Origin of the sequence: Cellulosimicrobium sp. E-16, from assembly GCF_049913115.1 — a bacterium.
In the GTDB taxonomy this organism is placed as follows: Bacteria; Actinomycetota; Actinomycetes; order Actinomycetales; family Cellulomonadaceae; genus Cellulosimicrobium.
The window spans coordinates 2,391,833-2,411,147 of the sequence record NZ_CP183974.1 but is presented as its reverse complement, the minus strand read 5'-3'; the positions used below and the strand labels follow the sequence as shown (position 1 = coordinate 2,411,147).

16 protein-coding genes are annotated in these 19,315 nt (G+C 76.9%); 8 read left to right on the top strand and 8 right to left on the bottom strand.

Features of this window, described 5'->3' with window-relative positions:
• Positions 1 to 25: 25 nt before the first annotated feature.
• The gene (locus ACN9MS_RS10740) at positions 26 to 1,702 is read right to left on the bottom strand and encodes an FAD-dependent oxidoreductase (protein WP_426308618.1); all 1,677 of its coding nucleotides are present in this window, start codon (positions 1,700 to 1,702) and stop codon (positions 26 to 28) included.
• A gap of 184 nt (positions 1,703 to 1,886) precedes the next feature.
• Here ACN9MS_RS10740 and ACN9MS_RS10735 point away from each other — a divergent pair, with 184 nt between their 5' ends.
• Genes ACN9MS_RS10735 through ACN9MS_RS10715 form a run of 5 tightly spaced genes read left to right on the top strand, consistent with a single transcriptional unit; the run spans position 1,887 to position 10,359 of the window.
• Positions 1,887 to 3,458, top strand: a complete 1,572-nt coding sequence (locus ACN9MS_RS10735) for a pyridoxal phosphate-dependent decarboxylase family protein (protein ID WP_426308617.1) — start codon at positions 1,887 to 1,889, stop codon at positions 3,456 to 3,458.
• Positions 3,455 to 4,882 (top strand): lysine N(6)-hydroxylase/L-ornithine N(5)-oxygenase family protein, encoded by a 1,428-nt coding sequence (locus ACN9MS_RS10730; RefSeq protein WP_426308616.1) that lies wholly within the window; start codon positions 3,455 to 3,457, stop codon positions 4,880 to 4,882. The genes ACN9MS_RS10735 and ACN9MS_RS10730 overlap by 4 nt, the downstream gene beginning before the upstream one ends.
• Positions 4,879 to 7,356 (top strand): GNAT family N-acetyltransferase, encoded by a 2,478-nt coding sequence (locus ACN9MS_RS10725; RefSeq protein WP_426308615.1) that lies wholly within the window; start codon positions 4,879 to 4,881, stop codon positions 7,354 to 7,356. Before ACN9MS_RS10730 ends, ACN9MS_RS10725 begins: the two co-directional genes overlap by 4 nt.
• A gap of 1 nt (position 7,357) precedes the next feature.
• A complete protein-coding gene (locus ACN9MS_RS10720) occupies positions 7,358 to 9,652 on the top strand; it encodes a penicillin acylase family protein (protein ID WP_426308614.1) in 2,295 nt (764 codons plus the stop codon).
• Positions 9,649 to 10,359, top strand: a complete 711-nt coding sequence (locus ACN9MS_RS10715; RefSeq protein ID WP_426308613.1) for a GNAT family N-acetyltransferase — start codon at positions 9,649 to 9,651, stop codon at positions 10,357 to 10,359. Before ACN9MS_RS10720 ends, ACN9MS_RS10715 begins: the two co-directional genes overlap by 4 nt.
• Before the next feature lie 66 nt (positions 10,360 to 10,425).
• On the opposite strand, the gene ACN9MS_RS10710 is transcribed toward ACN9MS_RS10715, so the two are convergent.
• The 4 genes from ACN9MS_RS10710 to ACN9MS_RS10695 all read right to left on the bottom strand — a co-directional run bounded on the left by ACN9MS_RS10710 (position 10,426) and on the right by ACN9MS_RS10695 (position 13,635).
• On the bottom strand, positions 10,426 to 10,788 hold the full coding sequence (locus ACN9MS_RS10710) for an ACT domain-containing protein (RefSeq protein WP_426308612.1): 363 nt from the start codon (positions 10,786 to 10,788) through the stop codon (positions 10,426 to 10,428).
• Positions 10,789 to 10,874: 86 nt separating this feature from the next.
• Positions 10,875 to 11,960 carry an NAD(P)/FAD-dependent oxidoreductase gene (locus ACN9MS_RS10705; RefSeq protein ID WP_426308611.1) on the bottom strand — a complete coding sequence of 362 codons (1,086 nt, stop codon included), beginning with the start codon at positions 11,958 to 11,960 and terminating at the stop codon, positions 10,875 to 10,877.
• The gene (locus tag ACN9MS_RS10700; RefSeq protein ID WP_426308610.1) at positions 11,957 to 12,502 is read right to left on the bottom strand and encodes an isoprenylcysteine carboxyl methyltransferase family protein; all 546 of its coding nucleotides are present in this window, start codon (positions 12,500 to 12,502) and stop codon (positions 11,957 to 11,959) included. Before ACN9MS_RS10700 ends, ACN9MS_RS10705 begins: the two co-directional genes overlap by 4 nt.
• A complete protein-coding gene (locus ACN9MS_RS10695; protein WP_426308609.1) occupies positions 12,499 to 13,635 on the bottom strand; it encodes a type III polyketide synthase in 1,137 nt (378 codons plus the stop codon). The genes ACN9MS_RS10700 and ACN9MS_RS10695 overlap by 4 nt, the downstream gene beginning before the upstream one ends.
• A 95-nt stretch (positions 13,636 to 13,730) precedes the next feature.
• Between ACN9MS_RS10695 and ACN9MS_RS10690 the strand changes: the two genes are divergently transcribed.
• Positions 13,731 to 14,585 carry a UbiA family prenyltransferase gene (locus tag ACN9MS_RS10690; RefSeq protein WP_426308608.1) on the top strand — a complete coding sequence of 285 codons (855 nt, stop codon included), beginning with the start codon at positions 13,731 to 13,733 and terminating at the stop codon, positions 14,583 to 14,585.
• 43 nt (positions 14,586 to 14,628) lie between these two features.
• Here ACN9MS_RS10690 and ACN9MS_RS10685 read toward each other — a convergent pair whose 3' ends face one another.
• The 3 genes from ACN9MS_RS10685 to ACN9MS_RS10675 are packed head-to-tail and all read right to left on the bottom strand — an operon-like array spanning position 14,629 to position 17,552.
• The gene (locus tag ACN9MS_RS10685; protein WP_244286154.1) at positions 14,629 to 15,489 is read right to left on the bottom strand and encodes a family 1 encapsulin nanocompartment shell protein; all 861 of its coding nucleotides are present in this window, start codon (positions 15,487 to 15,489) and stop codon (positions 14,629 to 14,631) included.
• Positions 15,486 to 16,595: a Dyp-type peroxidase gene (locus tag ACN9MS_RS10680; protein ID WP_426308607.1), complete on the bottom strand. Its 1,110-nt coding sequence runs from the start codon at positions 16,593 to 16,595 to the stop codon at positions 15,486 to 15,488. Before ACN9MS_RS10680 ends, ACN9MS_RS10685 begins: the two co-directional genes overlap by 4 nt.
• Before the next feature lie 48 nt (positions 16,596 to 16,643).
• Complete coding sequence (locus ACN9MS_RS10675) at positions 16,644 to 17,552, bottom strand: LysR family transcriptional regulator (protein ID WP_426308606.1); 909 nt, start codon at positions 17,550 to 17,552, stop codon at positions 16,644 to 16,646.
• 94 nt (positions 17,553 to 17,646) lie between these two features.
• Here ACN9MS_RS10675 and ACN9MS_RS10670 point away from each other — a divergent pair, with 94 nt between their 5' ends.
• Positions 17,647 to 18,627 carry a threonine ammonia-lyase gene (locus ACN9MS_RS10670; protein ID WP_426308605.1) on the top strand — a complete coding sequence of 327 codons (981 nt, stop codon included), beginning with the start codon at positions 17,647 to 17,649 and terminating at the stop codon, positions 18,625 to 18,627.
• A gap of 66 nt (positions 18,628 to 18,693) precedes the next feature.
• Positions 18,694 to 19,314 carry an L-threonylcarbamoyladenylate synthase gene (locus tag ACN9MS_RS10665; protein WP_426308604.1) on the top strand — a complete coding sequence of 207 codons (621 nt, stop codon included), beginning with the start codon at positions 18,694 to 18,696 and terminating at the stop codon, positions 19,312 to 19,314.
• The last annotated feature ends 1 nt before the right edge of the window (position 19,315 follow it).

The window sequence follows — 19,315 nt, the reverse complement described above, 5'->3', positions numbered from 1 at the left end:
GGCTGTGTCGCGCGGGACGGAAGGGTCAGAGCTGTTCGAGGTAGCGGTGCACGAGCATGACGGCCATGGCGCCCTCGCCCACGGCGGACGCGACGCGCTTGGCGGACTCCGAGCGCACGTCCCCCGCGGCGAACACGCCGGGCACGGACGTCTCGAGGTGGTAGGGCGGGCGGTCGAGCGACCACCCGGCGGGCAGGGCGCCGTCGCGCAGCAGGTCGGGCCCGGCGAGGACGTACCCGCGCGGGTCGCGCGCGACGACGCCGTCGAGCCAGTCGGTGCGGGGCGCGGCGCCGATGAACACGAACGCCCAGCCGCACTCGACGCGCGTGGTCGCGCCGGTGTCGAGGTCGTGCAGCTCGAGGTGCTCCAGGTGGTCGTCGCCCGACGCGGAGGCGACCTCCGTGCGGGTCAGGACGCGCACGCGCGGGTGCGCCTCGACCTGCTCGACGAGGTAGGACGACATCGAGCGGGCGAGCGAGTCGCCGCGGATCACGAGCGTGACCCGCTTGGCCTCGCGAGCCAGGTAGAGCGCCGCCTGCCCCGCGGAGTTGGCACCGCCGACGACGTACACCTCCTGGTCGTGGCACGCCGAGGCCTCCGTGAGCGCCGACCCGTAGAAGACGCCCCGCCCCACGAGGTCGCCGAGCCCGGGGCCGTCGAGCAGCCGGTAGGACACGCCCGAGGCGAGGATGACGGTGTGCGCGTCGATCGACGTGCCGTCCGGGAAGCGCACGCTGCGCGCGGGCCCCTCGACGTCGAGCTCGACCGCGTCGCGCGTCGTGACGATCTCGGCACCGAACCGCACGGCCTGGCGCCGCGCGCGCTCGGCGAGCTGCGCGCCCGAGATCCCGTCGGGGAAGCCCAGGTAGTTGTCGATGCGCGAGCTCTGCCCGGCCTGCCCGCCGGTCGCGGTGCGCTCGACGAGCACCGTGCGCAGACCCTCGGACGCCCCGTAGAGCGCGGCGCTCAGCCCGGCGGGGCCGCCGCCCACGACGACGAGGTCGTAGAAGTCGGCCGTGGGGCGGGTGGCGAGCCCGACGCGCTCGGCGAGCGTGGCGTCGTCGGGCGCGACGAGCGCCTCGCCCTCGGGCGTGACCACGAGGGGGAGGGCCTCGCCGTCGGTCTGCGCCGCGGTGAGCAGCCGCGCGCCCTCGGCGGACTCCGACGGGTACCAGCGGTAGGGCACACGGTTGCGCGCGAGGAACTCGCGCACCTGCGAGGAGCGCGCCGACCACCGGTGCCCGACGACGACCGTCTCGGCCGGCCGGCGCCGGTCGGTGTCGGACCACGCCTCGAGCTGGGCGTCCACGACGGGGTAGAGCTTCTCCTCGGGCGGGTCCCACGGCTTGAGCAGGTAGTAGTCGAGGTCGACGACGTTGATCGCCTCGATCGCCGCCTCGGTGTCCGCGTAGGCGGTCAGCAGGACGCGCCGCGCGGCGGGGAAGAGGTCCATCGCCTGCTCGAGCAGCTCGACGCCGGTCATGCCAGGCATGCGGTGGTCGGCGAGCACGACGGCGACGTCCTCGCCCCGTAGCGCGAGCTCGCGCAGCGCGTCGAGCGTCTCGGCCCCCGACTCGGCGCGCACGATGCGGTACCGGTCGCCGTAGCGGCGGCGCAGGTCGCGCGCGACCGCGCGCGAGACCCCGGCGTCGTCGTCCACGGTGACGATGGCGGGGCGGGTCGTCGCGACGGTCGGTTCCACACGGCCTCCTCGGGAGCCACGGACGGGCGAGTGCCATCCTCCCGCCGCGACGCCCGCGCGTCCACGGCGGCGTGGCGCAGGTCACTCTTGACGGCTGCCCTCGCTGCGCTAGGTTAGGCAAGGCAAACCTCAGGTTGCCCCGCCGCGATCCGCGGCGGTCCTCTCCCCGTACTTGGAGCCTCGCATGCTCTCAGCACGATCCGTCGCGCCCGCGCACGGTACCTCGACCGCCCCGGCCCTGCTCACGGGCACGACCGCGGGCGACTACGCGAGCACCCTGCACGCCGTCGTCGACGACGTGGCGGCGCGCGTGGCCGCGGTGACCCAGCCCTGGTCGGGCGCGAGCCGCGCCCAGCTCGCGGCGCTCGTCGACGCGGTCGACCTCGACGCCCCGGGCCTCGGCACCGACGCGGCGCTGCGCGAGGCCGCCGACCTCTACGCGACCCACGCCGTGTGGTTCCACGACCCCGCGTACGCCGCCCACCTCAACTGCCCGGTCGCGCTGCCCGCCGTCGGCGCCGAGGCGATGCTCGCCGCGATCAACACCTCCGTCGACACGTTCGACCAGTCGACGGTGGCGACCCTCATGGAGCGCCGCGTCGTCGCGTGGACCGCGGGGCGTATCGGGTACGCCGCCGGCGACGGCGTGCTCACCTCCGGGGGCACGCAGTCCAACCTGCACGCGCTCTTCCTCGCCCGGGAGCGCGCCGTCGAGCGTGCGGCCCGCGCGGGCGGACCCGGGCGGTCGGCCGTGCTGCCGCGCCTGCGCGTTCTCGCGGCGGCGTCGAGCCACTTCAGCGTGGCCCGCTCGGCCCTGCTGCTCGGCCTGGCCGACGACGCCGTGGTCCACGTCGCGGCCGACGCCGACGGCCGCCTCGACCCCGCGGCGCTCGCGGCGGCGGTCGGCGCGGTGCGCACGGCGGGCGACGTCGTCATGGCGGTCGTCGCGACCGCGGGCACGACCGACCGCGGCTGCGTGGACCCCCTCGCGGCGGTCGCGGACGTGTGCGACGCGACCGAGGTGTGGCTGCACGTCGACGCGGCGTACGGGTGCGGGCTGCTCGTGTCCCCGACGCGGCGGCACCTGCTCGACGGGATCGAGCGGTCGCGGTCGGTGACCGTCGACTACCACAAGGCGTTCTTCCAGCCCGTGTCCGCGAGCGCGCTGATCGTGCGCGACCGCGCCGACCTGGAGCGCGTCGCCCATCACGCGGACTACCTCAACCCGCGCGAGAACGCCGAGCCCAACCAGGTCGACGTGTCGCTCCAGACGACCCGGCGCTTCGACGCGCTCAAGCTCTGGGCGACGCTGCGCGCGCTCGGCCCGGACGGCGTCGGCGCGATGGTCGACGCGGTGTGCGACCTCGCCGCGGCGGTGCACGCCGACCTCGCGGACGACCCCGAGCTGCGCGTGCTCGGGCGCACCGACCTCTCCACGGTCCTCTTCCGGTACGAGCCGGCGGGCCTTGCCGCGGAGCACGCCGACCGGCTCGTGCCGCTCGTGCGGCGCGTCCTGTTCGAGTCCGGGCGCGCGGTCGTCGCCAAGACCGTGCTCGACGGCGTCCCGTGCCTCAAGCTCACGCTTCTCAACCCGACCGTGACCCCGGCGGACGTGCGCCACGTGCTCGACCTCGTGCGCACGACCGCGCAGGCGCTCGTCGAGCGCGACGCGATGCTGGGTGACGAGGACGGCGACGACGCGCACGCCGCGGACCTCGTCGCCTCGCTCGCGACCGCCGGGGCGGTGGCCCGATGAGCGTCCACGACGTCGTCGGCGTCGGCATCGGGCCGTTCAACCTCGGCCTGGCCGCGCTGTCCGCGCCGCTCGACGACGTCGACGCCGTCTTCCTCGACGCCGCGCCGGAGTTCCGCTGGCACCCCGGCATGATGATCGAGGGTGCGACGATCCAGGTCCCCTTCCTCGCGGACCTCGTCACCATGGCGGACCCCACGTCCCCGTACTCGTTCCTGGCGTTCCTCAAGGCCACGGGCCGGCTGTACCCGTTCTACATCCGCGAGTCCTTCTACCCGCTGCGCGCCGAGTACGACGCCTACTGCCGCTGGGTCGCGGCGCGGCTGACCTCGCTGCGCTGGTCGCGGCGCGTCGTCGCCGTCGAGCACGACCCGGCCGCCGACGCGTTCGTCGTGCGGGCCGAGGTCCTCGACGCCGACGGCGCCGTCACCGCGACCGAGGAGCACCGCGGCCGCCACCTCGTGCTGGGCGTCGGCACCGCGCCGGTGCTGCCGCCCGCGCTGCGGGCGCTCGCGGACCAGGTCGCGCGCGGCGAGCACCCGGGCGCCGGGCCGCTCGTGCACAGCGCGCAGTACCTGCCGCACCGCGACGCGCTCGTCGACTCCGGCTCGGTCACGGTCGTGGGCAGCGGCCAGTCGGCCGCCGAGGTGTACCGCGACCTGCTCGAGGGCGTGCACGGCGACGCGCACGGACCCGGGTACCGGCTCGACTGGGTGACGCGCTCGCCGCGCTTCTTCCCCATGGAGTACACCAAGCTCACGCTCGAGATGACGTCGCCGGAGTACACCGACCACTTCCACGCGCTGCCGCTCGAGCTGCGCCAGCTCCTCGGCCGCGAGCAGCGCGGCCTGTACAAGGGGATCAGCGGCGACCTCGTGGACGAGATCTACGACGCCCTGTACCGGCTGAGCCTCGACCGCCCCGTGCCGACGACGCTGCTCACGGACACCGAGGTCGTGGCCGCGCGCTACGAGCCGGGGGCCGGCGAGGCGGGGGAGTACGTGCTGCGCCTGCGCCACGCCCAGCTCGGGCGCGAGGTCGAGCGCCGCACGCGTGCGCTGGTCGCCGCGACGGGCTACGCCGCGGCGGTGCCCGCGTTCCTCGACCCCGTGCGCCACCTGCTCCGGTTCGACGAGCTCGGGCGGTTCGACGTCGCGCGCGACTACACGGTCGACGACGCGCGCCGCGTGCACGTGCTCAACGGCGAGGAGCACACGCACGGGATCACGGCGCCGGACCTCGGGTTCGCCGCGTGGCGCAACGCCGTGGTGCTGCGCACCGTGACGGGGCGCGAGGTGTACCCGGTGGAGGAGCGCATCGCGTTCCAGACGTTCGGCCTGCCCGACGATGCGGCCACGTCTCCCACCACGACCCCTGCAGGCGCGCCCGTGCCCGTCGGCGAGAGCGCGGGAGGCGAGGCCCGATGAGCACGGTGACTACCACCACGGCGCAGTCCACGGCCTCGACAGGGCTGGCCGTTCCGGCCGCGACCCCGGCCCCCGCGTTCGCGGTGCGGGTCCGCCTCGGCGCGGGGCAGGCGGACGTCTCGGTCGACGCCGTCGACCCGGCGCGCGACGCCGCGCTCGTGCAGGGCTGGCTCGCCCACCCGCGCTCGGCGTTCTGGCAGCTCGGCCACCTGGACGTGGACGGCGTGCGCGCCTACCTCGCCGAGGTGACCGCCGACCCGCACCAGGACGCGTGGCTCGGCCGCGTCGACGGCGTGCCCGCGTTCCTCGCCGAGACCTACGACCCGGCGCGCGTCACGCTCGCCGACGTCCCCGCCGCCGTCGCGCTCCTGGAACCGGGCGACGTCGGGATGCACCTGCTCGTCGCGCCGCCGTCGGGCCCCGCGCGCGGCGGGTTCACGTCCGCGGTGATGGGCGCCGTCGTGCGGTTCTGCCTCGACCCCGCCGGGCGCGGGGGGCGGCGCGTCGTCGTCGAGCCCGACGTGCTCAACGCCGCGATCGCGGCGAAGAACGCCGCGGCGGGGTTCCGCGTGCTGCGCGCGCTCGAGCTCCCGGGCAAGACGGCGCACCTCGCGGTCGCGACCCGCGCCGACCTGGACGCGAGCCCGCTGGGCGACGGCGTCGACCTCGCCCCGCACCTGCGGCCCGACCTGGCCGACCGGGCGCACCGCCACCTCGTCGCCAAGGCGATCGCCGAGCTCACGCACGAGCGCCTGCTCGCGCCGCGCGTGGAGGCCTGGCCGGTCGAGGCGGACGGCCCGGGCGAGTACGTGCTGCCCGTCGCAGGCGGCACCGTCGAGTACCGGTTCGTCGCGCGGCGCTACGCGCTGGAGCACTGGGTGCTCGACGAGGCGTCGATCCGCCGCACCGCCGTGCTCACGGGGCCGTCCACGCAGGCGGCCGCGCCGCGCGACCTGCCCGTCGACGCGCTCGACCTCGTCGTCGAGCTCCAGCCCGACCTCGACATCCCCGACGACCTGCTCGCCACCTACCTCGAGGAGGTGTCCTCGACGCTCGCGAGCGCGACCGCCAAGATCGAGCGGTACGAGCGCACCGGCGGCCCGAGCGCCGTCGACCTGCTCGGCGCCTCCTTCCAGGAGGTCGAGGCGGCCATGACCGAGGGGCACCCGGGGTTCGTCGCGAACAACGGGCGCATCGGCTTCGGCCTCGCGGAGTACCGTGCGTACGCGCCCGAGAACGGCGGGCGCGTGCGCCTCGTGTGGCTCGCCGCCCGCCGCGAGCACACCCACCTCGCGCTCGGCGCAGGGCTCGACGAGGCGTCGCACTACGCCGGCGAGCTGTCCGACGACGAGCGTGCCGCGTTCGCGGACCGGCTCGCCGCGCGCGGCCTCGACCCGGCCGACTACCTCTACCTGCCCGTGCACCCGTGGCAGTGGGAGCACCGCGTGCCCATCACGTTCGCCGCCGACGTCGCGCGCGGCGACCTCGTGCCGGTCGGCCAGGGGGCCGACGAGTACCAGCCGCAGCAGTCGATCCGCACGCTGTTCAACCTCACCCGTCCCGACCGCCACTACGTCAAGGTCGCGCTCGCGATCCAGAACATGGGGTTCCTGCGCGGGCTGTCGCCCGCGTACATGCGCGACACCCCCGCGATCAACGACTGGGTCGCCGACCTCGTCGCCGCCGACCCGGAGCTCGGCGGCCGCGGGTTCACCGTGCTGCGCGAGCTCGCCTCGATCGGGTACACCGGCGACGTCTACCACCGCACCGCCACCCCCTCGGCGCACCGCAAGATGCTCGCCGCGCTGTGGCGCGAGAGCCCCGTGCCGCGCACCGCGCCCGGGGAGCGCCTCGCGACGATGGCCTCGCTCCTGCACCGCGACCCCGACGGCGCCGCGCACGCCACGGCGCTCGTGCGCGCCTCCGGGCTCGACCCCGCCGACTGGGTGCGCGCCTACCTCGACGCCTACCTGCGCCCGCTCGCCCACGCGCTGCTCGCGCACGACCTCGCGTTCATGCCGCACGGGGAGAACCTCATCCTCGTCCTGCGCGACCACGTGGTCGTCCGCGCGGTCATGAAGGACGTCGGCGAGGAGATCGCCGTCCTCGGGGACGCCCCGCTCCCGCCCGGCGTCGAGCGCGTGCGCGCCGTCGTCGACGACGAGGAGAAGGCGCTCGCGGTCTTCACCGACGTGTACGACGGCGTCCTGCGCCACCTCGCCGCGATCCTCGCCGGGGACGGGGTGCTGCCCGAGGACCGGTTCTGGCGCCTCGTCGCCGAGTGCCTCGACGCGCACCGCGCGGACCACCCCGACCTGCGCAGCGGCGTCGACCTGCGGGCCCCGCGGTTCGCGCACTCGTGCCTCAACCGGCTCCAGCTGCGCAACACGCTCCAGATGGTCGACCTCGCCGACCAGTCCGCGTCCCTCCTGTACGCGGGCACGCTCGCCAACCCCGCCGCGCGGGACGCCTGACGTGGGCACCCCGGGGCTGCCGGGCGTCCCGCCCGGCGGGTTCGCCGTGCACCGCGACGCGTGGGGTGTGCCGCACGTGCGCGCGGCCGACGAGCTCGCGCTCGCGCGCGGCCAGGGGTACGTCACCGCGCTCGACCGCGGCTGGCAGATCGAGGTCGACCGGTGGCGCGCCGAGGGACGCCTCGCCGAGCGACTCGGCGCGCCCGGTATCGCGTGGGACCGGTTCGCCCACCGCGTGCGCCTCGCCGACACCGCGCGCCGCGCCTACGCGGCGCTCGCGGACGACGACCGCGCCTGGGTCGACGCGTACACGGCGGGCGTCAACGAGGGCCTGGCGCGGGGCCGCGACGTGCCCGAGCTGCACGCGCTCGCCGACCCGGCGTGGCCCGGCGGCGGCGACCTGCCGCCGCACGAGCCGTGGCCCGCGTGGGCGCCGCTCGGCGTGTTCCTCGTCGCGCACGTCCTGTTCTCCGGCTTCCCGCACGTGCTGTGGCGCGACCACGTCGCCCGGACGCTCGGGGACGCCGTCGCGCGGTCTCGGCCCGACGTGCGGCTCGCCGACGTGCTCGACCTGCTCGCCGTGGACGGCGGACCCGGCTCGGGGTCGAACGCGTGGGCGCTCGCGGGTGCGCGCACCCGCAGCGGGGCGCCGCTGCTCGCGGGCGACCCGCACCGGCTGCTCGAGCTGCCGGGGGTCTACCAGCAGGTGCGCCTCGCGTGCGACGACTACGACGTCGTGGGCCTCGCGTTCCCCGGTGTCCCCGGGCTCCCGCACTTCGGCCACGCCGGTGCTGCGGCCTGGGGCGTGACCAACGCGATGGCGCACCACGTCGACGTCGTCGCCGAGCGCCTGCACCGGACGGCCGACGGCGGGGTCGAGGCGCTCGGGCCGGACGGGCCGGAGCCCGCGGACGTCGTCGTCGCGACCGTGCGCGTGCGCGCCACCGGCGGGCCCGTGGAGCACCGGGTGGAGACGGTCGAGACGGTGCGCGGCGTCGTCGTGACCGGCGGCCCGGACGAGCCCGACCGCACGTTCGCGGTCCGCCTGCCCGCGCGCGTCGATGCCGACCTCGGCGTCGGCGCATGGCGGCGGCTGCTGCGGGCCCGCTCGGCGCGCGACGTCACGGACGCGTTCGCGACGTGGGTCGACCCGGTGGACCGCGTCCTTGCGGCGGACCGGGACACGGTGCTGTCGGTCACCGCGGGCCGCGTGCCGCACCGAGACGTGGCGGGGCGGGCCCTGCCGCTGCCCGCGTGGTCCGACGCCGCACGCGCCCGCCCGTGGGTCGTGCCGCCCGGTCCCGTGGTCGTCGAGGACGTCGCGGTCGACGCGAACGAGCGCCCCGCGCGCCCGGAGATCGACCTCGGCCACACCTACGCACCGCCGCACCGCGCGCGGCGGATCCGCGCGCTGCTCGACGCGGCCGGAGACGACGGGACGGCCGCGGACCAGTCGCGCGTGCACGGGGACACGCTGCTCTGGGGCGCCGGCGACCTGCTGCGCTGGCTCGACGAGGCCGCGGGCGGCGTGCCCTCGGGCGACGGGGAGGCCGGTGACGAGGGCACCCCCGGTGCAGTCGTCGGCTCCGCGGACGGGCTCGACCCCCGGTCGGTGCGGGCGGCCCGCCGCCTGCGCGCGTGGGACCGCCGCATGGACGCCGACAACGCCGACGCGGCCCTGTTCGCCGCGTGGCGCGCCGCGCTCGCGCGCCGGGTCGCCGCGCACCCGGCGCTCGCGCCCCTGCACGTGCCGCACGGGCTCGACCCGGTCTTCGCCCCGTGGCTCTCGGTCACGGCGCGCGTCGCGGACGCGCTGCCGGCACTGCTCGGTGCCGACTGGCTGGGGATCGACGGTGCGGACGAGGCGTGGGGCGCGCTGAGCGAGGTCGTCCGCGGGCTCGGGGACACGGACGACCACGACGGGGGAGACCCGAGGCCGACGGACGCCGCGCCCGTGTGGGGCGACACCCACCGGGTGCTCGGCCTGCACGTGCTGCTCGACGTGCAGGGCGCCACGGCACCGCGCGTGCCGTCGCTGCCGCTCGCCGGGGACACGGACACCGTGCGCTGCACCGCGAGCGTGCCCGGGATCAGCGACGTGTGCGTGCGCGGGTCGGTCGCGCGCTGGGTGTGGGACCTGGACGACCGCGACGCGAGCCGGTGGGGCGTGCCGTTCGGCGCGAGCGGAGACCCGCGCTCGCCGCACTTCGCCGACCAGCTCGCCGCGTGGGCCGACGCCGAGACCGTGCCCGTCGTGACCGACTGGACCCTGCTGCGCCACGAGGAGACCCGATGACGACCCCCACGAGGACCGCGACCCGCGCCGACGTGGCGACCGGACCGGGTGGCGAGGCCGACCTCCCCGCGCCCGCTGCCGACGTCGCTCACACGGGGAGCGGACGGCTCCTGACGGGGGCGCCGGGCGAGCTCCTGCTGACGCACGACGCCCCGGGCGGCGGGCGGCTGACGCTGCGCGTGCTCGACCCCGACGCCGACGCCGACGTGCTGCACGACTGGGTGACCCGGCCGGGGGCGCGCTTCTGGGGGCTCGCGGAGCTGTCCCGGACGGAGCTGCGCGACCTGTACGCGTACGTCGGCTCCCTGCCCTCGCACCACGCGTTCCTCGTGCGGTGGGACGAGACGCCCGTGGCGCTGCTGCAGACGTACGAGCCGGAGCACGACCCGGTCGGCGAGGCGTACCCGGCGCGGCCCGGCGACGTCGGCGCGCACTTCCTGCTCGGCGCACGTGGGCCCCGGGGCACGGACCTGTGGGGCGCGGTCGGCCCGCTGCTCGTCGCGTTCTGCTTCGCCGACGCGCGCGTGGATCGCGTCGTCGTGGAGCCGGACGCCGCGAACGCGCGCGCCCACGCCCGGATGCGCGCGCTCGGCTTCGAGGTCGCCGACCGCGTGCGCGTGGGCGAGAAGGACGCGGTGCTGGCGTTCCTCACCCGCGACCGCGCCGGTGCCCTCCTCGCGGCCGCCGCGGAGGTGACGCGCCACTGACGAGGGCCACCGGGGCGCCGTCGCACGGGACCGCCACGGCGCACGGGCCTGGCTCGCGCGCGGGCCTCAGCGAGGTCCGGCGACGGTGTGCCCCGCGTCGCGCAGCGCGCGCGTGGCCGGGTCGAGGCGTGCCTCGGGCACGAGCACGAGGTCGGCGTGGAACGTGGACGCGACGAAGACGGGGATGCCCGCCTCGGCGAGCGGGCCGACGACGGACGCGAGCACGCCCGTCGTCTCCAGCCCGTGGGCCGAGCCGTAGAACCCGGCCCACCGCTCGGCGTCGTCGAAGGGCGACGCGTGGCGCACGACCGTGAGCCCCTCGGGTGCGCGCACGAGCGCGACCCACTCGTCGTCCTCAGGGAACGTGGCACCGGGCACGTGCCCGAGGAGGAAGCGGTCGGGGACGACGTGCAGGTCGAGCGAGGTCATGGGCGGCACCGTAGCCGCTCGCGCCCACACGGCCGCCGTCGCCCCGCGGGTGTCGCGCACGGGGACGCGTTGGGAGCGCGCCGCGGTCAGCGCGCGAGGCGCTCGACGACCGCGCCGTAGAGCCACGGGGCGGCGCTCGCCGCGGGCACGATCGCCCCGCGGGCCGGGCTGCCCGCCCAGGCGAGCAGCCCGGTCGTCAGGACCCGGTAGTCACGGGTGGCGCGCGACCACGCCCGCTCGTACGCCACCGCGTCGTCGAGGTGCCGCACGGCGGCGTCGGCCTGGGCGAGCCCGACGCGCACGCCCTCGCCCGTGAGCGCGTCGACGTACCCGGACGCGTCGCCGACGAGGCGCACGCGCCCGGCGGTGCGCCGTCGTGCCCGCTGGCGCAGCGGCCCGGCCCCGCGCACGCGGCCCAGCACGGGTGCGTCGCGCAGCCGGTCGGCGAGCTCGGAGAAGCCGTCGAGGCCGGTGCCGCCGCGCTCCGGCCCGGCTGCCCGCTCGCCCGCGCGGGCGCGGCGGGTGAGCACGGCGACGCCGACGACGTCGGGCGCGACCGGGGTCACGTACGCCTCGGCGTGCGGGGCCCAGTGCACCTCGACGAGGTCGCTCCAGGGCGCGACGCGGTAGTGGGTGCGCAGCCCGAACCGGGCGCGGCCACGCGCGGGGGCGTCGAGCCCGGTGAGGCGCCGGACGGTGGAGTGCAGCCCGTCGCACCCCAGCACCCAGTCGGCGCGCACGACCGAGCGTTCGCCGCCGTCGTCGCGTGCCGCGTCGAGCGCGACGTCGACGCCGTGCGCGTCCTGGCGCAGCGCGCGCAGGGTCGCGTGCTCGATCGTCACCCCCTCGGCGAGGGCCCGTTCGCGCAGCGCCGCGTGCAGGGCGGTGCGGCGCACGCCGCGCCCGGGCCCGGCCGCGAACGGGTGGTCGGCGTGGCGCGCGGCGTCGCGGTAGGCGATGCCCGCGAGCCGGTGCCCGGGCGGGTCGACACCGAGGTCGAGCACCGCGGCGAGCGCACCCGGCAGCAGACCCTCGCCGCACGCCTTGTCGATGACGCCCGCGCGGCGGTCGACCACGACGACGTCGTGCCCGGCCCGGCGGCCGTGCAGCGCGGCGGCGAGCCCGACGGGCCCGCCGCCGACGACGAGCACGTCGGTGCGCGCGACGGTCACGACGACGCCGGGCGGGGCCCGCCCGCGGTGGCGAGCGCGAGCGCGCGCTCCTCGGCCGGGATGCGGAACCGCGCCAGGAGCACCGCGTTGAGGACGGTGAACGCGATCGCCGTGACCCAGCACGAGTGCACGAGGGGGAGGGCGACGCCCTCGACGACGACCGCGACGTAGTTGGGGTGCCGCAGCCACCGGTACGGCCCCCGTACTACGAGCGGGAGGCCGGGCACGACGATGACGCGCGTGTTCCACCGCGGACCGAGCGTCGCGATGCACCACCAGCGCAGGCCCTGGCTCCCGAGGACGAGGACGAGCATGGGCCAGCCCAGCCAGGGCAGGAACGGCCGGTCCGCGAGCCACGCCTCGGCGACGCACGCGACCAGGAGCCCGGTGTGCAGGGCGACCATGGCGGGGAAGTGCCCCCGTCCGGACTCGACGCCGCCGCGCGCGAACGACCAGCGGGCGTTGCGCGCGGACACGACCAGCTCCGCGAGCCGCTCGAGGGCCGTGGCGCCGACGAGCACGACGTACCAGGCGAGGCTCATCCGCGCGCCCCCGAGCGCGGCGCCCCGCGACCGTCGAGGCGCAGGAGCACGAGCTCGGTGCTGACCCCGGGGCCGAAGGCCATGAGGACGGCGGGCGTGCCGGGGGGCGCGCGGTGGCGCCCGAGCGTCGCGGCGAGCACGTGCAGCACGGACGCGGACGACAGGTTCCCGACGTCGCGCAGCGAGGCCCGGCTGAGCGCGAGGTCCTCCTCCGCGAGCCCCAGCGCGTCGCGCACGGCGTCCAGGACGCGCGGGCCGCCCGCGTGCACGACCCAGGCGCCGACGTCGGCCGGCTCGAGGTCGTGCTCGGCGAGGAGCGCCTTGACGTCCCCGAGCAGGTGCGCGCCGATGAGCTCGGGCAGGCGCGCGGACAGCACGATCTCGAACCCCGTGTCGCCGACGCGCCACCCCAGGTCGCCCGTCGTGCCCGGGTGCAGGTGCGAGCGGGAGTCGACGACGCGCGCGCCCCGCGCCCGCCCGCCGTCGCGCGCGGCCCGCCCGTACGGGCCGGGGCGCCGCGCGAGCGGGTGCTCGTCGCCCACGAGGACCGCCGCCGCCGCGCCGTCGCCGAAGAGGCCCGACGCGACGAGGTTCGCCGTCGACGGGTCGCCGCGCTGCAGCGTGAGGGAGCACAGCTCGACCGCGACGAGGAGCGCGACGTCGCGCGGCCGCCCGCGCAGCAGGTCGTCGGCCCGGGCGAGCCCCGCCGCGCCCCCGGCGCACCCCCACCCGAACGACGGCGTGCGTCGCACGTCGGTGCGCAGGCCGAGCCGGGCCGCCACGAGGACGTCGAGCGTCGGCGCGCCCACGCCCGTGACCGTCGTCAGGACGACGTGGTCCACCTCGTCGGAGCGCAGCCCCGCGTCGTCGAGCGCGGCACGGCACGCCTGCTCCGCGAGGTCGGTGCCGAGCGCGAGGAACGTGTCGTTGGCCGACCCGAACGTCAGCCCGCCGTAGTCCTCGACCGGCAGCGCGAGGTGCCGGGTCTCGACGCCCGCGTGGGCGTGCAGGCGGCGCGTGAGCGCGCGTCGCACCGGGTCGTCGGTGAGCAGCTCGCTCGTGACCCGGGAGATCTCGTCCTGGCGGTACGCAAGGTCGGGCAGAGAGGTCCCGACGGCGACGACGCGCGACATGCCCGCATCGTCCCACCGGCCCGGTCGGCCCGCGCGGGGGAGGTGCTCGGCTCCGGTGCCGGGCGCGGGGCCCGCCGGCGGGCTAGGTTGCCGCCATGGTGACCGGTCGCCCGCGGGGGCTCGTGCGGGGGCTCGTCCTCGCGAGCCACTTCCCGCCGACCGTGATGGTCACCGCGTTCGCCCTCGCGCTCTCGGTCGGGATCGGCGCGGGCCCCCGCACGACGACGCTCGTGACGCTCGCGGTCCTCGCCGGCCAGCTCTCGGTCGGGTGGTGCAACGACTGGCTCGACGCGCGCCGCGACCTCGCGGTCGGGCGCGCGGACAAGCCCGTCGTGACCGGCCTCGTCACGCCCGCGACGCTGCGTGCGGCGGCGCTCGCGGCCCTCGGCGCGTGCGTGGTGCTGTCCCTCGCGACGGGCGTGGTGCCGGGGCTCGTGCACGTCGTCGCGGTCGCGAGCGCGTGGTCGTACAACGCGCTGCTCAAGGCGACGTGGTGGTCGTGGGCCCCGTACGCGCTCTCGTTCGGCCTGCTCGCGGTGTTCGTCGTGCTCGCCGCGCCCGGGGACGGCCGGCCCGCGCCGTGGGCGGTAGCGGCCGCGGCGCTGCTCGGCGTGGGCGCGCACGTCGCGAACACCCTGCCCGACCTCGAGGACGACGCCGCGACCGGGGTCCGAGGCCTGCCGCACCGGGTCGGGCGGCGCGCGAGCTCCGTGCTCGCGCCCGTGCTGCTCGGCGCGGCCGCGCTCCTCGTCGTGCTCGCACCGCCCGGTTCGCCGGGTGCCGCGGTCTGGGCGCTGGGCGGGGCCGCCGTCGTGCTCGCGGTGGCCGCCGGGCTCGTCGGCGCGGTGCGACCGCGCAGCCGGGCCCCGTTCGCGCTGTCGATGGCGGTGGCGGGCGTGTGCGTCGTGCTGCTCGTGCTCGCGGCGCCCGCCGTCGTCGTCCCGGGCTGAGCGGGCGGCGGCGGAGTCGTCTGACGCGAGCCCGGGACGCGGGTCAGCGCGTGAGGTGGACGGACGCCTCGGCGGTGTAGGTCTGGAACGTGAGCGACGCGAACAGGTAGAGGCGCACCTCGTCGGCGGTGTGGTCGAGGTAGCCGATCGACACGTCCTGCCCGATCGTCAGCTCGTGGTCCCCGCCGCGCGTAGTGAGCAGGTACCCGCCGCGCAGCGCGGGCGCCCAGACGATGTCGCGCTGCACCATGCGCTCGAGCTGCTCGCGGATCGGGTACCCGTGGTCGCGGGTCTCGGACACCGCCGTGTACAGGTCGGCGTCGAGCACGAGCGCGTACGGGCCCTCCACGCCCGCGAGCCGCAGCTCGGTCTGCGCGGCGGCGACGGCGTCGGGCAGGTCGCGCGGATCGGCGGGGACCGCGATCGGCGGGTTGTCCGACCCCGGGCCGATGCCGCGGATCCCGGCGGCCGCGTACCCCTCGAACACGGCGCGGTCCTCGGCGCGCGCGAGCGCGGTGGCCGCGTCCTTGACCGGCTGCCAGTCCGAGTCCTTGGAGCCCCGCGCGACGTCGTCGACCGCCTGCCGGGACACCGTGAACGGCACCTGGAGCTCGACGAGCGGCACGACGTCGCGCAGTCGCGCCCGGATGCCGTCGTGCGGGGCCTCGACGTCGGTCACGTGGCCCGTGCGGGCGGACGCCGTGCCGAAGCCGAGCGGGCCCGTCACGTCGACCACGCGCCGCCCGGCCACGTTGCGCACGAACGTGCGCCGCGCCTCGTCGGCGATCTCCTCCCACGCCGCGTCGGTGACGGGCGCGAGCCAGCGGTGCAGGTTCGAGTCCCCGGGCGCGCCGGCGCCGCTCGTGGGGGCGACCGAGCCCAGGTCCGGTTCCGAGGTGCTCACGACGGCTCTCCCTTCAGCGACCCGATCGCGAGCGACCCGACGGGCGCGGTGGTGGCGGGTTCGACAGGTTCCGCGATCGCGGGACCCGGGTCGACGGGTGCGTCCTGGCCGGCCCCCGGGGCGTCGTCGGCCAGCGACTCGAGCAGGTCGAGCGAGGGGACGAAGAACGACGTCCCCGTCAGCGCGGTCGACACGTCGAGGATGTGGTCGTACCGGCCCGGCGGGTTCCCGACGAACATGTTGTCCAGCATGCGCTCGACGACGCCGACGTCCGCGGCGTACGCGATGTAGTAGGTGCCGAACTCGCCCGTGGACGGGTCGCCGAACGCCATGTTGTCGCGCAGGACGTCGCGCTCGGTGCCGTCGTCGTCGACGATCGTGTTGAGCGAGACGTGCGAGTCCGGGGGCTGCGCGTCGTCCGCGAGCTCGACGTCGTCGAGCTTGGTCCGCCCGATGATGCGCTCCTGCGCCTCGACGGGCAGCGCGCCCCACGCCGCGAGGTCGTGCACGTACTTCTGCACGACGACGTGGCTGCCGCCCGCGAACGGACCGTCCGGGACGATCGCGGCGCCCGCGGCCGACCGCCCCGTCGGGTTCTCGGTGCCGTCGACGAAACCCAGCAGGTCGCGCGAGTCGAAGTAGCGGAAGCCCGTCACGTGGTCGTCCACGCGCACCGCGTCGCCGAGCGCGGCCATGACCTGCCGGGTCAGCTCGAACGTGAGGTCGGCCCGGTCGGCCCGGACGTGGAACAGCACGTCGCCCGGGGTCGAGGGGGCGTCGTGCACGGCGCCCTGCACGGCGCGGAACGGGTGCAGCCCCTCCGGCCTCGGCGCCCCGGGCGGGCGCACCGCGTCCCAGAACGCCGCGCCCAGCCCGACGACGCAGGTCAGCCCCGCGGCCGACTGGCGGAACCCCACCGCGCGCACGAGGTCGTTGACCGACGACGCGACGTCCAGCAGGCGCTCGCGCGACCCGGACGACCCCGTGGCGCTGACGACGAGGAAGACGGCGGACTCGGTGAGACCGCCCAGCACGGGCTGCGGCTCGGGCACGTCGGCCGGCACGGCGATGCTCGCGCCGGTTCCCTGGGTCGTGTTCTGCGGCACGAGGCGAGCGTGCCACGCGTACCCAGGGAGCGCACCCGCGCCGCGTCCTCACCCCGCCGCGCGCACCAGGCCGTCGACGACGGCCGCCGCACCGGGGGAGGGCCGGTCCCCGTACGTGACCGCGAGCACCCGGCGTGCGGCCCCGGGCAGGGCCCGCACGTCCACCCGCGGGTCGCGGTGGGCGCGCAGCGCCAGTGCCGGCAGGAGCGAGACCCCGACCCCCGCCGCCACGAGGGACTGCACCGCGACGTAGTCGTCCGTCTCGAACGCCACCCGCGGCGTGAAGCCCGCCCGCTCGCACCGGCCCACCAGGTCGGCGCGGCACCGCTCGCAGCCCGCGATCCACGCCGCGTCCGCGAGCTGCGCGAGGTCGGCGAGCACGGGGTCCGCCCCCGGCAGGCCCTCGTCCCTGCCGGGGTCCGCCGCGGCGGCCGCCGCGCGCACCAGGAACAGCTCCTCGGCGAGCACCGGCACCGCGCGCAGTCCCTCCGCGTCGACGGGGGAGCGGTCGTGCTCGAACACCAGCGCCACGTCCACGGCGCCACGCCGCAGCGCGTCCAGCGCCTCCGGCGGTTCGGCCTCCACCAGCCCCACGCCCAGGCCCGGATGGTCCCGCGCGAGCCGTGCCACGACGTCGGGCACCAGCGTCGCCAGCGCCGACGGGAAGGCCGCCAGGCGCACCCGCCCCGCGGAGAGCGACACCAGCGCGTCCAGCTCGTCCCGCGCCGCGCCCACGCGCCCCAGGATCTCCTCCGCCCGCGCGGCGAGGAGCCGCCCCGCCGCCGTCAGACGCACCCCGCGCCCGTGCCGCTCCAGCAGCGGCACGCCCACCTCCGCCTCCAGGCGCGCCAGGTGGTGGCTCACCGACGGCTGGGCGTAGTGCAGCGACCGCGCCGCCGCCGTCACCGACCCCTCGCGCGCCACCGCCGCCAGCACGCGCAGCCGCGTCAGGTCCATCTCGACTCCCGCACCTGGAAAGCATAGGTCCGATCGATCGATCCACTCAGAACAGGCATTGGACCTATGGGACGGCGCGCGGCACCGTGGACGCATGGCCCCCGCAGAGCTCGCCCCGCCCACGATGCGCGACGTCCTCGACGCCCGCCGCCTCCTCGCCGCGCACCTCGACCCCACGCCCGCGCGCACCTACGCCGCGCTCGACCGCGCCACCGGGGCGAACCTCGTCGTCAAGCACGAGAACCTCCAGCCCACCGGCGCGTTCAAGGTCCGCGGCGCCCTCAACCTCCTCCAGCGCCTCGCGCCCGACGAGCGTGCCCGCGGCGTCACCGCCTTCTCCACCGGCAACCACGCCCAGGCCGTCGCCTACGCCGCCCGCACCACCGCCACCCCCTGCATCATCGTCATGCCCACCGACCCCAACCCCACCAAGGCCGACGCCGTCCGCGACCTCGGCGCCCACCTCGTCCTCGCCGGCGCCACGTTCGACGACGCCCGCGAGCACGCCACGGCGCTCGCGGCCGACGACGGGTCCCGACTCGTCAGCGCCGCGAACGAGCCGCTCCTCGTCGCCGGCGTCGCGACCGCGTACCTCGAGCTGCTGGAACGCGCGCCCGACCTCGACGTGCTCGTGGTCCCGGTGGGCGGGGGCAGCGGCGCCGCGGCCGCGTGCCTCGTCGCCCGCGCGCTCGCCCCCGACCTCGAGGTCGTCGCCGTGCAGTCCGCCGCCTCGCCCGCCGCGCACGACTCCTGGCGCGCCGGGGACCTCCTCGCGCGGCCGAACGCCTCGCGGGCCGAGGGGCTGGCCACCGGCACCGGCTTCGCGCTCACCCAGGCGATGCTGCGCGCGCACCTCGCCGACTTCGTCCTCGTCGACGACGACGCGATCGACCGGGCCGCCGCGCTGTACCTCACCGCCGCGCACACCGTCGCCGAGGGCGCGGGCGCCGCGGCGCTCGCGGCCGTGCTCGCCGACCCGGAGCGGTTCGCCGGCCGTCGGGTCGGTGTCGTGTGCTCGGGGGGCAACGCGAGCCCGGCGGAGCTGCGGCGGCTGGCGGCGCACCTGCCTGCGTAACCGGGGTCGGCGGCACGCCGGGCACGAGCGCCGGTCACCCGCAGGGCCGGGCCTAGGCTCGGAGCCATGGCCCGCTACCTCGACGTCCACCCCGACAACCCGCAGCCGCGCGCGATCGCGCAGGTCGTCGCCCTCCTCGAGGACGGTGGGCTCGTCGCCTACCCGACCGACTCCGGCTACGCGCTCGGGTGCCGCATGGACGACCGGGAGGGGGCCGACCGCATCCGCCGGATCCGGCACCTCGACGACCGGCACCACTTCACGCTCGTGTGCGCGGACTTCGCGCAGCTCGGCCACTTCGTCATGGTCGACAACTCCGCGTTCCGCTCCATCAAGGCCGCCACGCCCGGCCCGTACACGTTCATCCTGCGCGCGACGTCTGAGGTCCCGCGGCGCCTCGCCCACCCCAAGAAGAAGACCGTCGGCGTGCGCATCCCCGACGACACGGTCGCGCAGGCCATCGTCGCCGCGCTCGGCGAGCCCATCCTGTCGAGCTCCCTCATCCTTCCGGGGTCGGCGGAGGCGCTCACCGACGGGTGGGCGATCAAGGAGGAGCTCGACCACGTCGTCGACGCCGTCGTGGACGGCGGCGAGCGGGGCAGCGAGCCGACGACGGTCGTGGACTTCTCCGACGGCGCCCCCGAGGTCGTCCGCGTGGGCGCGGGTGACCCCTCCCGCTTCGAGTAGG